Source organism: Micromonospora sp. NPDC005707 (genome assembly GCF_040631005.1).
Lineage (GTDB): Bacteria > Actinomycetota > Actinomycetes > Mycobacteriales > Micromonosporaceae > Micromonospora.
Window position 1 is genome coordinate 80,875 of the sequence record NZ_JBEXYR010000001.1, and the last position, 16,086, is coordinate 96,960.

13 protein-coding genes are annotated in these 16,086 nt (G+C 74.5%); 2 read left to right on the forward strand and 11 right to left on the reverse strand.

The window, feature by feature from the left end; translation table 11 throughout:
• Window positions 1-14: 14 nt before the first annotated feature.
• The 6 genes from ABZ452_RS00390 to ABZ452_RS00415 form a co-directional block, all read right to left on the reverse strand.
• The gene (locus ABZ452_RS00390; RefSeq protein ID WP_357937317.1) at window positions 15-3,509 is read right to left on the reverse strand and encodes an ABC transporter ATP-binding protein; all 3,495 of its coding nucleotides are present in this window, start codon (window positions 3,507-3,509) and stop codon (window positions 15-17) included.
• A gap of 90 nt (window positions 3,510-3,599) precedes the next feature.
• Window positions 3,600-4,193 (reverse strand): TetR family transcriptional regulator, encoded by a 594-nt coding sequence (locus ABZ452_RS00395; protein WP_357937319.1) that lies wholly within the window; start codon window positions 4,191-4,193, stop codon window positions 3,600-3,602.
• Window positions 4,194-4,203: 10 nt separating this feature from the next.
• Complete coding sequence (locus tag ABZ452_RS00400; RefSeq protein WP_357937320.1) at window positions 4,204-6,354, reverse strand: YhgE/Pip domain-containing protein; 2,151 nt, start codon at window positions 6,352-6,354, stop codon at window positions 4,204-4,206.
• Window positions 6,351-7,043: an ATP-binding cassette domain-containing protein gene (locus ABZ452_RS00405; protein WP_357937322.1), complete on the reverse strand. Its 693-nt coding sequence runs from the start codon at window positions 7,041-7,043 to the stop codon at window positions 6,351-6,353. Before ABZ452_RS00405 ends, ABZ452_RS00400 begins: the two co-directional genes overlap by 4 nt.
• A 123-nt stretch (window positions 7,044-7,166) precedes the next feature.
• Window positions 7,167-8,006, reverse strand: a complete 840-nt coding sequence (locus tag ABZ452_RS00410; RefSeq protein ID WP_357937324.1) for a GNAT family N-acetyltransferase — start codon at window positions 8,004-8,006, stop codon at window positions 7,167-7,169.
• A gap of 78 nt (window positions 8,007-8,084) precedes the next feature.
• Window positions 8,085-9,311 carry an MFS transporter gene (locus ABZ452_RS00415; protein ID WP_357937326.1) on the reverse strand — a complete coding sequence of 409 codons (1,227 nt, stop codon included), beginning with the start codon at window positions 9,309-9,311 and terminating at the stop codon, window positions 8,085-8,087.
• 120 nt (window positions 9,312-9,431) lie between these two features.
• On the opposite strand from ABZ452_RS00415, the gene ABZ452_RS00420 reads away from it, so the two are divergent.
• Window positions 9,432-10,022: a PadR family transcriptional regulator gene (locus ABZ452_RS00420; RefSeq protein WP_357937328.1), complete on the forward strand. Its 591-nt coding sequence runs from the start codon at window positions 9,432-9,434 to the stop codon at window positions 10,020-10,022.
• A 63-nt stretch (window positions 10,023-10,085) separates the two neighbouring features.
• Here the strand turns inward: ABZ452_RS00420 and ABZ452_RS00425 are convergent, their stop codons facing one another.
• Window positions 10,086-10,907, reverse strand: coding sequence for a methyltransferase domain-containing protein (locus ABZ452_RS00425; RefSeq protein WP_357937330.1), 822 nt, complete (start codon window positions 10,905-10,907; stop codon window positions 10,086-10,088).
• A 126-nt stretch (window positions 10,908-11,033) separates the two neighbouring features.
• On the opposite strand from ABZ452_RS00425, the gene ABZ452_RS00430 reads away from it, so the two are divergent.
• On the forward strand, window positions 11,034-11,720 hold the full coding sequence (locus tag ABZ452_RS00430; protein WP_357937331.1) for a helix-turn-helix domain-containing protein: 687 nt from the start codon (window positions 11,034-11,036) through the stop codon (window positions 11,718-11,720).
• Window positions 11,721-11,780: 60 nt separating this feature from the next.
• On the opposite strand, the gene ispG is transcribed toward ABZ452_RS00430, so the two are convergent.
• From ispG to ABZ452_RS00450, 4 genes are all read right to left on the reverse strand, one after another.
• Window positions 11,781-12,956: a flavodoxin-dependent (E)-4-hydroxy-3-methylbut-2-enyl-diphosphate synthase gene (gene ispG, locus ABZ452_RS00435; RefSeq protein ID WP_357937333.1), complete on the reverse strand. Its 1,176-nt coding sequence runs from the start codon at window positions 12,954-12,956 to the stop codon at window positions 11,781-11,783.
• A gap of 9 nt (window positions 12,957-12,965) precedes the next feature.
• The gene (locus ABZ452_RS00440) at window positions 12,966-14,213 is read right to left on the reverse strand and encodes a site-2 protease family protein (RefSeq protein ID WP_357937334.1); all 1,248 of its coding nucleotides are present in this window, start codon (window positions 14,211-14,213) and stop codon (window positions 12,966-12,968) included.
• Window positions 14,213-15,424 carry a 1-deoxy-D-xylulose-5-phosphate reductoisomerase gene (gene dxr, locus ABZ452_RS00445; protein WP_357937336.1) on the reverse strand — a complete coding sequence of 404 codons (1,212 nt, stop codon included), beginning with the start codon at window positions 15,422-15,424 and terminating at the stop codon, window positions 14,213-14,215. Before dxr ends, ABZ452_RS00440 begins: the two co-directional genes overlap by 1 nt.
• Window positions 15,425-15,559: 135 nt before the next feature.
• On the reverse strand, window positions 15,560-16,072 hold the full coding sequence (locus ABZ452_RS00450; RefSeq protein ID WP_357937338.1) for a YcxB family protein: 513 nt from the start codon (window positions 16,070-16,072) through the stop codon (window positions 15,560-15,562).
• Window positions 16,073-16,086 lie beyond the last annotated feature (14 nt).

The following is a 16,086-nucleotide window of genomic DNA, read 5'->3' on the forward strand; positions in this document are numbered from 1 at the left end:
AGGGCCAGGCCCGGTCAGCCGGCCAGGTGGCCCCAGCGGGACTCCAGGTCCTGCCACGGGCCCTGCGCCGCCACCGTGCCGTCGATCAGCACCACCACGTGGTCCGCGCGCACCAGCGCCGCCCGCTTCGCGGTCGAGCCGACCACCGTCACCCCGTGCTCGCGCAGCGCCGCCCAGAGCGCCAGCTCCGTCGTGACGTCCAGCGCGGACGAGACGTCGTCGGCGACCAGCAGCTCGGTACGCGGCGCGAGCGCCCGGGCCAGCGCCAGCCGCTGGAGCTGCCCGCCGGAGAGCCGGGTGCCCTTGTGGCCGATGAGCAGCCCGAGCCCGCCCCCGGCGGCCGCCAGGTCGTGGTCGAGCTGGGCGGTCGACACCGCGCCGGCGGCGTCCACCTGGTGCCCGAGCGCGATGTTGTCCGCCACCGTGCCGGAGAGCACCCGGGGCAGCTGCCCCACGTAGCCGACCTGGTTGGGGCGGAGGAACAGCTCCGGCTCGGTGACCGGCTCGCCGTTCCAGCGCAGCGTGCCGGTGTGGTGCACGATCCCGGCGAGGGCCCGCAGCAGCGACGACTTCCCCGCGCCGACCGGCCCGACCACCAGCACGAGCTGCCCGCGGTCGACGGTCAGGTCGACGTCGCGGACGGCGAGGGTGCCGTCGGAGTGCAGCGCGCCGAAGCCGGTCAACTCCAGCCGGCGCAGGGGGTGCCGCGGCGGCGGTTCCGGCGCCGGGGCGGTGCCGGCGGCCAGGTCCAGCCCGGGCACCGCCGCCGAGTAGGTGGCCACCCCGCTCATCGCGACGGTCCGCCTGGTCCAGACGCGCGCCGACGGGTAGTGCGAGACCAGCGACGCGGTGGTCCAGGCGAACCAGCGGGCCGCGCCGAGGGTCGAGACGGCGACCAGGGTGGCCCCGGCGGAGAGCCCGCCGGTCAGGTAGAGCGCCCAGGCCCCGATCGGCAGCAGGCCGCTGGCGATCGACGGGGTGGACCGGGCCCACACCTGCATGGCGATCTCCCGGCGCTGCCGGTCGCTGCGCACGGTGTCCAGCTTCGCGAGGTGGTGCAGCACCGGGCGGGTGGCGCCGGCGAGCTTCACCGTGCGGGCGGCGGAGAGCGAGGACACCAGGGCGGTGGCGAAGGCGGCGCGCGCCTTGACGGTGCCGCCGGCCGTGCGTTCCAGCCGCGGCCCGAACAGGGTGGCCGCCAGCCCGGAGACCACCATGGTCCCGACGAAGAACAGCGCGGGTACGAAGCTGCCGGTCACCAGCGTCATGGTGATCACGATGGCCAGCGAGATGAACTGGTCCATCAGGTTGTCGGCGAGCTGCACCACCCGGTCGGTGTCGCCGCCCTGGGCCACCACCTCGGCCGGGGTGTGCCCGCTGACCCGGCGGGCCCCGGTCTGCCCGTGCACCAGCCGCGCGCTGATCCGCAGCATCTGCCGGATCCACCACTGCGGGAACCAGAGGTTGGTCAGGTACGGCAGCGGCAGCACCACCAGCAGCGCGGCGACGATGCCCAGCGCCGGCAGCCACGGGTCGCCCCCGCCGACCACCTCGGCCCAGAGCCAGGGCAGCACCGAGCCGTCCAGCCCGAGCAGGGTCATCACGATGAACACGCAGATGGAGACCAGCCCGTACCTCGGGTCGTTGGTGCCGAGCCGCAGGATCTCCCGCAGGGTCCGCGCGCGCGGTGGGGCGGGCAGCGGCGGCGGGTCGGCGCGCGGCACCGCGACCTGGCGCGGCGCGGTGGCCGGGACCGCGCTGTCGGACGGCTCGTCGGGCCACCCGTCCGGGCCGTCCAGCAGTTCCACCCCGCCGCGGCGGCCGCCGGCGCCCGCGTAGACGCTGGCGTGGCTGGTGGCCAGCAGCTCGGCGAAGCGGGCGGACTCGCGCAGCGGGCCGGCCTCCAGCACCGCGCCGTCGGCCATCACCACGACCTCGTCGCAGCGGCGCACCGAGGAGAGCCGGTGTGCGATGACGATGCCGATCCGGTCGGTGAGGAGCCGTTCGGTGGCCTGGCGTACGCGGTTCTCGGTGACCGGGTCGAGCCGGGCGGTGGCCTCGTCGAGGATCACCACGTGCGGGTCCCGGACCAGGATGCGGGCGAACGCGACGAGCTGCTCCTGCCCCGCGGAGAGCACGTGCCCGCCCTCGCCGAGCCGGGTGTGCACCCCGTCGGGCAGTTCGGCGATCCAGCCGGCCAGCCCGAGCTCCCCCAGCGCCCGGGTGGCGTCGTCGAGCAGGTCGGGGTCGAAGAGCGCGACGTTCTCGGCGAGGGTGCCGGCCAGGATCTCGGTGCGCTGGGGCACCACGGCGATCCACCGGCGCAGCGCCTCGATGTCCAGGTCGACCAGGTCGGTGTCGCCCAGGAAGACGGTGCCAGACGGCACGTCCACGGCCCGGGTGAGCACCTTGGCCAGCGTCGACTTGCCGGATCCGGTCCGGCCGACCAGGGCGTAGGACCGACCCCGGGCGAACGAGAGCGTGACGTCGCGCAGCGCCGGGCCGCGATCCTCGCCGGTGGCGGGATAGCGGAAGGTGAGCCCGCGGACGGTCAGGTCCCCGTCGACCGGGGCGGCGCCGCCGGTCGGCTCCTGCCGAGAGTCGGCGAGCAGTTGCACCCGCGCCCACGCGCCGAGCGCCTGTTGCAGGTGCGGCACCCAGCGGGCGATGTGCTCGACCGTCGCGCCGAAGGCCAGGGCCAGCAGCCAGATCGCGGTGAGCCGGGCCGCGTCCACCTGGCCCGTGGCCAGCGCCCAGGCCCCGGCCAGGACCACGGCGGCGATGCCGACCCGGACGCCGCCGGCGGCCAGCGCCGTGACCCGGGCGGACAGCCGGAAGACCCGGCCGCCCCGGGCGATCACCTCGGCGGCGCGCCGGGCGTAGAGGCGCAGCACGTACGGGCGGGCCAGGCTGGTGCGCACGTCGTCCTGGCCGTGCACCGCCTCCTCCATGACGGCGGCCAGGTCGGACCAGGCCTCCTCCTCCACCATCCGGGCCGGGGCGATCCGGGCGGTGGGCCTGCGCAGCACCACGCCGAGCAGCGCCGTGAGCAGGATCATCCCGACGCCGGCCGGCCACCAGACGACCAGCGCGCTGACCGTGGCGAGCAGGCAGACGGCGACGCCCTGCACGAGCCGTACGCCGGTGTTCCGCATCTCGGCGGCGACCTGGTAGACGTCGTTGTCGATGCGGTCGAGCAGCTCGCCGACCGGGGTGGTCTCCAGGGTGGGCAGGTCCTGCCCGAGCGCGACCCGGCAGAGCCGGCGGCGGACGTCGGCGGACCAGTCGGCGGTGAGGCCGGCCATCAGCAGGCCGATGAGCAGGTCGGTGACGACGGCGGCGACCAGCGCCACGGCCAGCACCGTGAACGAGCCGGGCGAGCGGTGCACCAGCACGGGCCCGGCCAGCGCGGAGGCGGCGGCCTGGCCGCCCGCGCCGAGCAGGATGAGCAGCAGGACGACCGCCATCCGACGCGGTGCGGTGGCCCAGAGGTCGCGGAGCAGGCGCATGGACAGTCCTCCGGACTCGGGTCGGTGGGGGCGGTACCCCCAGCCTTCACCCGGCCGGCCCTGCCGCTCAAACGATTTACCGCCGCGGCGTCACGTCTGGGCGACCCGGCGGACGATGCCGAGCAGCGCCTCCTGCACGTCCTCGATGGGCCGCTCGGGCTGGAAGACCAGCCAGTCCACGGCCACCACCAGCCCGACGCCGAACAGCGCCGAGCTGGCCGTGCGCACGTCCAGGTCGGCGGGGAGATCGCCGCTGGCCACCCCGGCGCGGACGGTCTCCGCGATCACCTCGATGGCCTCGCCGCGCAGCAGCCGCAGGGTCTGCTGCCACTCCCGGTTGGTCCGCCACATCTCCGAGAGCAGGAGCTGGGCGAAGGCCCGGTAGCGGCGGATGTAGTCCAGCTCGGCGCGGACCAGCGCGGCGAGCGCCTCGCGTGGTGGCAGCCCGGCGACGGCGGCCCGGAACTCGGCGGTGAGCAGGCCGATGCCGTGCCGCAGCAGCTCCTCGAAGAGGACCGTCTTGGACTCGAAGTTGTAGTAGACGGTCCCTTTCGCCACCCCGGCCCGGGTCGCGATGTCGTCGACCGTGGTGGCCGAGAAGCCCTGCTCGGCGATGAGCTCCACCGCCGCCACGAAGAGGCGCTGCCGGGTGTCCACCCGCCGGCGGGTCCGTCCGTCCGTCACCCGCCCATCCTCACATGGTCAGCTCGGGGTGCAGTTTGGCCGGGGTGAGCCGGCGGGACCGGCGGGCCCCGCCGACGGTGAGCGCCAGGGCGCCCGCACCGAACGCGAGCAGCACCAGCGCGCCGGTGACCACCGGCCCGGCCGGACCGCCGTTGATCGTGTGCCGCAGGCCGCCCACCACGTACGTCATGGGGAGCCACGGGTGGATGGCCTGGAAGAAGCCGGGCGAGGTCTGCACCGGGTAGGTGCCGCCGGAGGAGGTGAGCTGGAGCATGAGCAGGGCCAGCGCGGCGAGCCGGCCGGCCGGGCCGAGCGCCACGCCGAGCAGCTGCATGATCGCGGTGAACGCCAGCGAGGTGAGCGCGAGCAGCCCGAAGGTCGCCGGCCCGTGCCGCGGGTCGAGGCCCAGCGCCAGGGTGACCACGGTGTAGAGCACCGCGACCTGGGCCAGCCCGATCCCCGCGGCGGGCAGCCAGCCGGCGAGCACGACCCGCCAGCCGGGCGCGCCGGACATCACGTGCCGCCGGTTCACCGGCCGCAGCAGCATGTACGTGATCATCGCGCCGACCCAGAGCGCCAGGGCCAGGAAGTAGGGGGCGAAGCCCACGCCGTACGAGCCGGCCGGGTGGTCGGAGTGGCGGATCAGCCCGACCGGGTCGCCGAGGATGTCGGCGCGGCTGCCCGCGTCGTCGTACCCGGGCAGTTTCTTCTCCCCGGCGGCGAGCCCGTCGGCGAGGTCGCCGGCGCCGCCCTCCAGCTTGGTCAGCCCGTCGGCGAGGCGGTTGCTGCCGGTGCTGAGCTGGGCCAGGCCGCCGTCGAGCTGCCGGGCGCCGGTGGCGAGCCGGTAGAGGCCGCCGCGGAGCTGGTCGGCGCCGTCGGCGGCGCCGCCGAGCCCGTCGCGGAGCTTGGCGCTGCCCTGGGCCAGGGTGGTGAGCCCGCCGGCCAGCTGGTCGACCTTGGCCCGGGCCGAGGCCACGTCGTCGGCCAGGTGCGGCGCGGCGGCGGCCACCTCCCGGGCGGTCTTCGCGACCTCGGTCATCTGCTTCTTCAGCGCGGCGAGGTCGGTCTTGTCCAGCGCGGCGACCATGGCCCGGGCCGCGGTGACCGCCTGGTCGGCGGCCTTGCGGGCGGCGACCAGGTTCGGGTCGTCGGCCAGCTCCGGGTGCTCCTTCACCAGCGCGTCGAGCCGGTCGCGCACCTTCTCCGCCTGGCCGATCACCTCGTCGGCCCTGGCCGGCAGCGCGTCGAGGCCGTCGGCGAGCGCCTGCGCGCCCTCGGCGACCAGCGTGGCGGCCCGCTGGATGTCGCCGGCGTTCCTGCGGAGCAGCGGCTCGTATTTGTCCGCGGCGGCGTCGACCTGCTTCGCGGCGGCGCGGGTCTCGGTGGCCGCCCGGTTGGCGCCGTCGGCGATCTGCGCGGCCCCGGTGTAGAGCTGGTCCAGGCCGGTGGCGAGCTTGGTCGCGCCCTGCACGGAGGTGGTGAGCCCGCCGGCTAGCTGCCCGGCGCCGTCCTCGGCGGTGCCCAGCCCGTCGGCGAGCTGGCCGGCGCCCTGCTGCGAGGTGTCGAGCCCGTCGTGGATCCTTCCGGCGCCGTCGGCGGCTCGGCCGGTCTCGGCCTTGGCGTCGGTGAAGCCGATGAGCATCTTGTCGAAGTAGGACGCGGCGGTGCTCTCGGCGGCGGCGGCCCGGATCTCGCTGAAGGCGGAGCGGGCGAGCAGCCCGGAGAGGTAGTTGGTGGCGTCGTCGTTGACCACCTTCAGCTCGCCCCGGCGGGCCGGCCGGTCGGGTTCGGGGCTGGCGGCCAGGGTGGCGGAGAAGTCCGCCGGTATGGAGAAGACCAGGTGGTAGCGGCCGTCGCGGAGCCCCTCGGTGGCGTCTTCCTGGTCGGTCACGGTCCAGCCGAAGACCTTCCGGTCGAGCAGTTCGTCGGTGAGGTCGCGGCCGGCGTGCACCTCGCTGCCGTCGCTCGCCTTCGCGGCCCGGTCGGCGTTGACCAGGGCCACCGGGATCCGGTCGAGGTTCCCGTACGGGTCCCAGAAGGCGTAGAGGTAGAGGGCGCCGTAGAGGAGCGGGATGACGGTGAGGACGGCGAGCGCGGCGCGCGGCAGCCGGCCCCGGGTCATCCGGCGCAGCTCGAACAGCGCGAGTCGTACGACACTCATGCGGTCACCTCGGGGGTCAGGGCCGGGCTGGGCAGGATCGGGTCGCCGATCCGGTGCGCGACGGCGGTCACGCCGGGCTCGACGGCGCGGGCGCTGGCGACCACGGCGTACCCCTGGTCGGCGAGGCGGGCCAGCGCGGCCCAGATCCACGCCCGCTCGGGCGCGTCGGCGCCGGCGTCCACGTCGTCGGCGACGATCAGGCTCGGGCCGCTCAGGCTGGCCAGCACCAGCCCGAGCACCTGGCGCTCGACGGGGGTGAGATCGCGGCCGTACCGGTCGGGGTCGAGCGGGGCGTCGGTGAAGCCGGCGCCGTCGATCGCGGCGGCGAAGGCGTCCCGGCGGTAGGCCCGCCGGGCGCGGACGGCGGCGACCGGGACGAGCTGCCGGCGGCGGCGCGGCACCGGCCCGAGCAGCAGCAGCCGTTCCTGGATGTGCTCGGCGACGGTCAGCGTGGGGTCGGGCTCGTGCACACCGGCGACCTGCCCGAGCGCGGCCGGCCCCCGGCGGCGCAGCTCGCCGTGGGTGTGCGGGAAGCGCCCGGCCAGGGCGAGCAGCAGCGAGGTACGCCCGCTGCCCGGCGGGCCGGTGACGGCGTGCAGTTCGCCGGCCTCGGCGGTGAGGTCGACCTCGCGGTAGACCCAGCCGCGGCGGGTCCGCAGCCCGAGTCCGTTGGCCTCGACGATCTTCATCGCACCGTTCCCCGACTTCTAAACTGACTGGTCAGTACAAAAACATGCCCAGCATAGCGTCGGGTGTCCGGTTCGAGGCAAGACGACGTCGCGTGATCCCGGCCATGCCGGCAGGGCGGAAGATCAGAACAGCACGGTGGCGAGCGTGCCGACCGGCCGGAAGCCGCAGCGCTCGTAGACCCGGCGGGCGGGCAGGTTGAAGTCGTTCACGTAGAGGCTCACCGAGGGGGCGACGCGCTCCAGCGCGTCCCGCACCACGGCCGCCATGGCCGCGGTCGCGATGCCGCGACCCCGCCACTCCGGCGCGACCCAGACCCCCTGCACCTGCGCGGTGCGCCGGGTGACCACGGCCAGCTCGGCCTTGAAGACCACCCTGCCGTCCACAAACCGGGCGTAGGCCCGGCCCGCGCGGACCAGGTCACCCACCCGCCGCCGGTAGCCGCGCCCGCCGTCCTCGGCCAGCGGCGACACCCCGACCTCCTCGGTGTACATGGCCACCGCCGCCGGGAAGAGCCGGTCGACCTCACCGCCGCGCACCCGGCGCACCTCGGGGTCGGGCGCCACGGCGGGCAGCGCGTCCGTGGCCAGCAGGGGCTGGTTGGGGCGTACGTCCCGGGCCGGCCCCCAGTAGGCGGAGAGGCGGTCCCACAGCCCGAGCACCGCGTCGGCCCGGCCCACGATCGAGGAGCAGAGCCGCTCCTCGGTGCTCAGCTGGTCGGCGAAGGCGGCCACCGCCGACTCCGAGGCGAGCACCGGGGTGAGGTTGCCGCCGAGCCAGCAGATGGACTCCAGGTTGCGGCGCGGGCCGTAGCCCAGGATCCGCCCCTCGGCCCGCCACCAGGCCAGCCCGCGCGCCGCCACCCGCTCGGCGACCTGCGCGCCCGCGTAGGGGTCGAGGTCGAGCAGCCGCTCAACGGCACGGCGCTCCGACTCCCCGAGTTGGCGTACCGGCACCGTGAGCACGAATACCAGCCTGCCAGATGCACCCGGGCCCGCGCGGGTCGACCTGAGGACGCCGGACGATCGGTGGTGAGTGGCGGCTCAGCCGACCGGGACGGCCGCCGGCTCCGGCACGGCCGGCCGGGTGCGGGCGGCCCAGCGCACCACCGGCGGCACCAGCGCCCCGAGCACCAGGAACAGCCCGCCGAGGAGCAGCCACCCCGGTACGCCCCAGCCGACCGCCAGGGTGGTCACCACCACCGGGGCGACCATCGAGCCGAGCTGCATGCCCATCCCGTAGGCGCCCTGGTACTGGCCCTGCGCGTGGGCGGGGGCCAGCCCGAACGAGATGCCCCAGCCGGCCGCCGCGTGCCACAGCTCCCCCACCACGTGCACCAGCGCGCCGCCGAGCAGCAGCGGCACCGCCACCGCCACCGGTACGCCCCCGCCGGCCGCGAAGAGCGCGCAGGCGACCGCGATCACCGCGCCGGCCCGGCGGGCCGCCCGACCGGCGCCGGCGAGGTCCTCGGTGCCCCGCGAGGCGCGGACCTGGAAGAGCACCACCACCACGGTGTTCACCAGAAGGCAGGCGGAGATCAGCCAGCGCGGCGCAGTGGTGTGCCCGGCGATCCACAGCGGCAGGGCGATGTTGATCAGGCTGAAGTGCATCGACATGAGCCCGTCGAGCACGGTGAAGGCGAGGAACGGCCGGTCCCGCAGGGCGATGAGCCGCGGCCCGTGGGTCGGCGCCGGCACCGGCGGCACGGGTGGCAGCCGGAGCAGCACCGCCGCGGCCACCAGGTAGGTGGCGCAGTCGAGCAGGATCAGCGACACGTACGCGGTCCGGGTGTCGGCGGCCAGGCCGAAGCCGGCCAGCACGGTGCCCACCGAGATGCCGACGTTGGTGACCGCGCGCAGGTAGGCCCGGGTGCGCACCCGCTGGTCCGGTGGCACCGCGCCGGCGATCAGCGCGCCCCGGGCGCCCCGGGTCGCCGAGTCGGCGACCGCCATCAGCACCCCGACCACCAGGAACCCCGCGAAGGAGCGGACGGCCACCAGGGCGGCGGTGAACCCGGCGGAGGCGAGCAGCGCGGTGATCTGGAGACCGCGCGGGCCGAGCCGGTCGGCCAGGTAGCCCATCGGCGTGCTGGTCACGAGGCTCACCAGCGCGGTGAGGGTGAGGCCGAGGCCGACCTGGGCCACGGTGAGCCCGACCGAGCGGGTGAGGAAGAGCGCGCTGACGGTGAGCCAGGTGCCCCGGCCGACGGTGTTGACGAGGCTGGACAGGGCGAGGGTCCGGGACGGGCCCGGTTCGGGAAGCAGGCGCACCCCGAGACCATAGCAAGACGTACGTACGGTTTGCGGTCCCGTCCCACATTCGGCTTGTCGCCGATGCATTGCCGATATATCGTTGATGCATCAGTGATAGGACGACAGAAGGAGAGCCCGATGGGTTTCCACCGACGGATGCACGCCGTGCACGACGAGATGCGGATGCGGGGCTTCGGCTTCCCGCCCGTACCCCCGGGACCGCCGCCGTTCCCGCCCGGCCCGTTCGGTCACGGCCACGGCCGGGGCGGACGGGGCCGCGGGCGCGGCCGCCGGCCCAACGTGCGCGGCTCCGTGCTGGCCCTGCTCACCGAGCGGCCCATGCACGGCTACGAGATGATCCAGGAGATCGACTCCCGGACCGGCGGGGCCTGGCGGCCCAGCCCCGGCTCGATCTACCCGACCCTGCAGCTGCTGGAGGACGAGGGCGTCATCGCGGCCGCCGCCGACTCCGACGGCGGGCGGAAGCGGTTCGCCCTCACCGAGCAGGGACAGGCCGAGGCCGCCGAGGCGGCGCAGACCCCGCCCTGGGGCGAGTTCGCCGAGCAGACCGTGAACAGCTGGCACGACATCCGCGACGCCGGCGCGCAGGCCATGAACGCCCTGCGGCAGGTGATGATGACCGGCACCGACGACCAGCGGGCGCGCGCCGCCCAGGTGCTCGACGAGACCCGGCGCAAGCTGTACGCGATCCTCGCCGAATCCGAGTGAGTCGCCGCACCCGGTGCGCCGGCCGGGGTGGTCACGGGACCGCCACCCCGGCCGGCGCCGCCGTCAGCCGCGCCGGCGGGCGGTGACCAGCAGATACTCCCAGCACATCACCCCGGCCTCGGTGTGCCGCCGGGCCAGGTCTGCGAGGTCCCGGTCGAGCGCGGCCACCCGCTCGGGGTCCGCGGCGTTGGCCCGGTACACCGCGATCGTCGGCCCGTAGTGGGCCTTGAAGTAGTCGCGGAAGTCCTCCGGGGCGGCGAACCGGTCCACGGTGACCACCTCGCGGCGCAGCACGAGATCGGTCACCCGGTCACCGAGCAGCGCGCGGACGTGCGCCTCGTCGCCCCACAGCGGCGGCGGCTGCGCGCCGGGCGGCGGCGGGGGCGCGTACGGCTTCATGGTGGCGAACAACTGACCGATGAAGCCCTCCGGAGTCCAGTTGACCAGGCCGATCGTGCCGCCCGGCCGGCAGACCCGGACCAGTTCGTCGGCGGCGGCCCGGTGCCGGGGCGCGAACATCACCCCCACACAGGACAGCACCCGGTCGAACTCGCCGTCGGCGTACGGCAGCGCCTCGGCGTCGGCCTCCTGCCAGTCCAGCTCCGCGCCACGCTCCGCGGCCAGCGCCCGCCCGATCTCCAGCAGCTCCGGGGTCAGGTCGCTGGCCACCACCTCGGCCCCCGCCAGGGCCGCCGGAACGGCCGCGTTACCGGTGCCCGCGGCCACGTCCAGCACCCGGTCACCCGGCCCCACCCCGGCCGCCTCGACCAGCGCCGCCCCCAGCTCGGGGATGACCTCGGCGGCGACCGTGGCGTAGCTGCCGAGCGCCCACATCCGCCGGTGTCCGGCCTTCACGGCCCGGTCCTGCTCCATCTCGTCGATCATTTCCGCTCCTCCGACTCGTCCTGATGGGGACGGTAGGCAGCGGCGGAGCGGCCACCCAGTACGAGATGTGTACCGCTCCCGACAGGTTCCTGGTCCCACGGTCGGCCCCGGCGTAGCGTCCGGGCCATGGGGGCCTCCTACCACCAGTTCTGCCCCATCGCGAAGGCCATGGAGCTGCTCGACGAGCGCTGGACGCTGCTCGTCGTCCGGGAGCTGGTGAGCGGGTCCGAACGCTTCAACGACCTGCGCCGGGGCCTGCCGCGGATGTCGCCCACCCTGCTGTCCCGGCGGCTGCACCAGCTCGTCCGCGCCGGGGTGGTGGAGCGGCGCGTCGACGGCGCCGACGTGCGCTACGTCCCGACCCAGGCCGGGCGGGAGCTGCGGCCGGTGCTCGAGGCGCTCGGCGCGTGGGGGGTGCGCTGGATCGGTGAGCTGGGCGACGCCGACCTGGACCCGAAGCTCCTGCTGTGGGACATGCATCGGCACGTCGACCACGGCGCCGTGCCGGCGGGGCGTACCGTCGTGCACTTCCGCTTCCGGGACGTGCCGCCGGCGCTGCGCGACTGGTGGCTGGTCATCGCCACCGGGGAGGCCGACGTCTGCGACGTCGATCCCGGGCACGAGGTGGCCGTGACGGTGACCGCGAGCCTGCGCACCCTGGTCCAGGTGTGGCTGGGCGACCTGGACTGGCCCGGGGCGCTGCGCGGCGGCGCCGTGGAGGTGGTGGGGCCGGAGGCGCTGCGCCGGGCCCTGCCCCGGTGGTTCACCCTCTCCGAGTTCGCCGCCGTGCCCCGGGCGGTGGCGCGGGCCTGAGACGACGCGTGCGGCCGCCCCCGGGTGGGAACGGCCGCACGTCGTCGGTGGATCGGCGTGTCAGTGCACGGTGACCGTGGCGCCGCCCGGAACGAGGCCGCGCAGCTCCTCGGGGATCTCGGCGCCCATCTCGTCGGCGATCCGCAGCGCCTCCTCGATCAGCGTCTCCACGATCTGGCTCTCGGGCACGGTCTTGACGACCTGGCCCTTGACGAAGATCTGGCCCTTGCCGTTGCCGGAGGCGACACCGAGGTCGGCCTCGCGGGCCTCGCCCGGGCCGTTCACCACGCAGCCCATGACGGCCACGCGCAGCGGCACCGGCAGCCCCTCCAGGCCGGCGGTGACCTCCTCGGCCAGCTTGTAGACGTCGACCTGGGCGCGGCCGCAGGACGGGCAGGAGACGATCTCCAGGCCCCGCTCGCGCAGGCCCAGCGACTCCAGGATCGCGGCGCCGACCTTGATCTCCTCGACCGGCGGGGCGGAGAGCGAGACCCGGATGGTGTCGCCGATCCCCTCGGCGAGCAGCGCGCCGAACGCCACGGCGGACTTGATGGTGCCCTGGAACGCCGGGCCGGCCTCGGTGACACCCAGGTGCAGCGGGTAGTCGCACTGCTCGGCGAGCTGCCGGTACGCCCGGATCATCACCACCGGGTCGTTGTGCTTGACCGAGATCTTGATGTCGCGGAAGCCGTGCTCCTCGAACAGCGAGCACTCCCAGAGCGCCGACTCGACCAGTGCCTCGGCGGTGGCCTTGCCGTACTTGGCCAGGAGGCGCTTGTCCAGCGAGCCGGCGTTCACGCCGATCCGGATCGGCACGCCCGCGTCGCCGGCCGCCCGGGCGATCTCCTTGACCTTGTCGTCGAACTGCCGGATGTTGCCCGGGTTCACCCGGACCGCGGCGCAGCCGGCGTCGATCGCCGCGAAGACGTACTTCGGCTGGAAGTGGATGTCGGCGATCACCGGGATCTGCGACTTCCTGGCGATCGCCGGCAGCGCCTCGACGTCGTCCTGGGAGGGCACCGCCACCCGGACGATCTGGCAGCCGGACGCGGTCAGCTCGGCGATCTGCTGGAGGGTGGCGTTCACGTCGGCGGTCAGGGTGGTGGTCATGGACTGCACCGAGACCGGCGCGCCCCCACCGACCGGCACCGAACCGACCATGATCTGGCGGCTGGCCCGGCGCGGGGCGAGCGGCGGCGGCGGTACGGGGGGCATACCGAGACTGACAGCGGTCACTTCAGGCACTCACCTTGAGAAGAGCGTGATCGGGTTGACGACGTCCGCGGTGACGGTCAGCAGCGTGAACACGCCACCGACGAGGATCACCGCGTACGTGAGGGGCATGAGTTTCAGGTAGTCGACGCGGCCCGGGTCGGCCCGGCCGATCCGCGCGTAGAGCCAGGAGCGGACCCGCTCGAACCAGGCGATGGCGATGTGGCCGCCGTCCAGCGGGAGCAGCGGCAGCAGGTTGAACACGCCGATGAAGAAGTTCAGCGAGACGAAGAGCATGAAGAACACCAGCCAGGCGTTGTTCTCCACGGCCTCGCCACCGAGCCGGCTGGCGCCGACCACGCTGATCGGGGTGTCCACGTCCCGCTCGCCGCCGGTGACCGCGGTCCACAGGGCGGGCACCTTCTGCGGGATCCGCTGCATGGCGTGCAGGGTCTGCACCGCCATGTTGCCGGTGAAGTCGGCGGTCGCGCCGAACGCGGCGACCGGACCGTACTCGACCCGGGTGGGGGTGGTCGGCCGGAGCGCGACGCCGAGGGCGGACACCGCCGAGGTGGCGCCCTTCGGGTCGCCCAACGGCGGGCGCTGCACGGCGGCCAGGTCGACCGTGGCGGTGGCCGGGCGGCCGTCGCGCACGTAGTCGACGGTGGCCGCGCCGGGCTTGGTGGCGCGGACCACGTCCAGCATGTCGCCCCAGGTGGAGACCGGGCGGCCGTTGACGGCGGTGATGCGGTCGCCGTCCTGGAGCCGGGCCTTCGAGGCCGGGCTGGCCGGGTCACCGGCCTGGCAGGCCCGGGCCGCGTTCTCCACCACCACGCACGGGGCCAGGGCGATCACGGCCGGCTCGGCCTTGAAGCCGTCCTCGGTGTTCGGGAACTCCGGGTTGGGCAGGCCGGCGGAGACCGCGAGGATCCAGAGGGTGACGAGGGCCAGGGCGAAGTGGGTGATGGAGCCCGCGGACATCACGATCGTCCGCTTCCACACCGGGTAGCGCCACATGGCGCGCTTCTCGTCCCCCGGTTCGACGTCGTCGTCCTGCGGGGTCATTCCGACGATCTTGCAGAAGCCGCCGAGCGGGATGCCCTTGACGCCGTACTCGGTCTCGCCCCGCTTGAACGACCAGAGCGTCGGCCCGAAACCGACGAAGTAGCGGGTCACCTTCATCCCGAACGCCTTGGCGGTGAGCATGTGCCCCGCCTCGTGCAGGCTCACCGAGATGAGGATCGCCAGGGCAAACAGCGCCACCCCGAGCAGGTAACTCATCAAGCTCCTTCCAGCGACCCGGCGATGATCGCCTGGGCGTGCCCCCGTGCCCACGACTCGGCGGCGAGCACGTCCTCGACGGTACCTGGTTCGTCGAAGTCCGGAGCGTCCTCCAACACCCGTTCCAGGGTGTCGACGATGCCCAGGAAGGGCAGCCGCCCGGCCACGAAGGCCGCCACGCACTCCTCGTTGGCCGCGTTGTAGATCGCCGGCCGGCACCGCCCGGCCTCGCCGGCCGCCTTCGCGAGGGCGACCGCCGGGAACGCGGCGTCGTCGAGCGGGAAGAACTCCCAGCTGTGGGCCTTCGTCCAGTCGACCGCGGCGGCGGCACCGGGCACCCGGTCCGGCCAGCCGAGGCCGAGGGCGATGGGCAGCCGCATGTCGGGCGGGCTGGCCTGGGCGAGGGTGGAGCCGTCGGTGAACTCGACCATCGAGTGGATCACCGACTGCGGGTGGACCATCACCTCGATGTCGGCGTAGGGCACGTCGAACAGCTCGTGCGCCTCGATCACCTCAAGGGCCTTGTTGACCATGGTGGCGGAGTTGATCGTCACCACGGGCCCCATGTTCCAGGTGGGGTGTGCCAGCGCCTGCTCCGGCGTGACCTCGGTCAACTCGTCGCGCCGACGGCCCCGGAACGGCCCGCCGCTGGCGGTCACCACCAGCCGGCGCACCTCGCCCCGGGCGCCCCCGCGCAGGCACTGCGCCAGCGCCGAGTGCTCGGAGTCGACGGGAACGATCTGCCCCGGCCGCGCCACCGCGGCCCGGACCAGCGGGCCGCCGGCGACGAGGGACTCCTTGTTGGCCAGGGCGAGGGTACGCCCGGCGCGCAGCGCCGCGAGGGTCGGCGCGAGCCCGAGCGAGCCGACCACCCCGTTGAGGACCACGTCGCAGGGCCACCCGGCCAGCTCGGTCATCGCGTCCGGCCCGGCCACGATCTTGGGAAGCTTGAAGTCGCCCGTGGCCCAGCCGCGCCGGCTCGCCTCGGCGTAGAACGCGAGCTGGAGGTCCTGGGCGGCGGACGCCCGGGCCACCCCGACCGCCTCCACCCTCAGCTCCAGGGCCTGCCCGGCGAGCAGCTCCACGTTGCCGCCGCCGGCGCCGAGGGCCACCACCCGGAACCGGTCCGGGTTACGCCGGACGATGTCGATGGCCTGGGTGCCGACCGACCCGGTCGAGCCGAGCAGGACGAGGGCGCGGGGAGACGTCACCCGCCCATTCTTCCCCAGCCCTCCTGAGCGCCCGCTGGGAGCCTCACTCCCCCGCCCCATCTGTCGTCGACGGCGCGCGGATCTTGGCGACTTCCGGTTCGTGACGAACGGTAGGTCGCCAAGATTCGGCGCGCTCTAGCGGGCGAGGGCGAGGCGACGGGCGGCCTCCTCCGCCGGCTGGCCGAGCAGGCCCCGGGCATGCAGGAAGGCGAGCAGGCCGTCGCGTTGCTCCGCGTCCAGCCCGTCGACCCGGGCGGGGAGCACCTGGTGCCGGCCGATCCGGAAGATCAGGTGGTACGGGACGGGCTCGACCCCTTCCACGGCGGGCCAGCGCACCAGGCAGTCCACCAGTTCGCCGTCGTAGCGCACCCCCTCGTCGCCGACGGTCCAGACGATGGGGCGGCCGTAGAGCTTCCAGTTGATGCTGACCGTCCGGCGGCCGGCCCACCAGGCGACCAGCGCGAGCGCGACGGCGGCGGCACTCGCCACCACCACCCCGGCGGTGTCACCCCCGGACCACGCCAGGAGGGCCACCAGCGCCGACACGCCGGGGCAGAGCCACAACACGATCAGGGTCCGGCGGAAGGCCCGGCGCAGCGCGACGCCGAACAGCTTCCGGTCTGGCTGCGCCGTAAACGTGATCAACACGAGCGGAGACGATA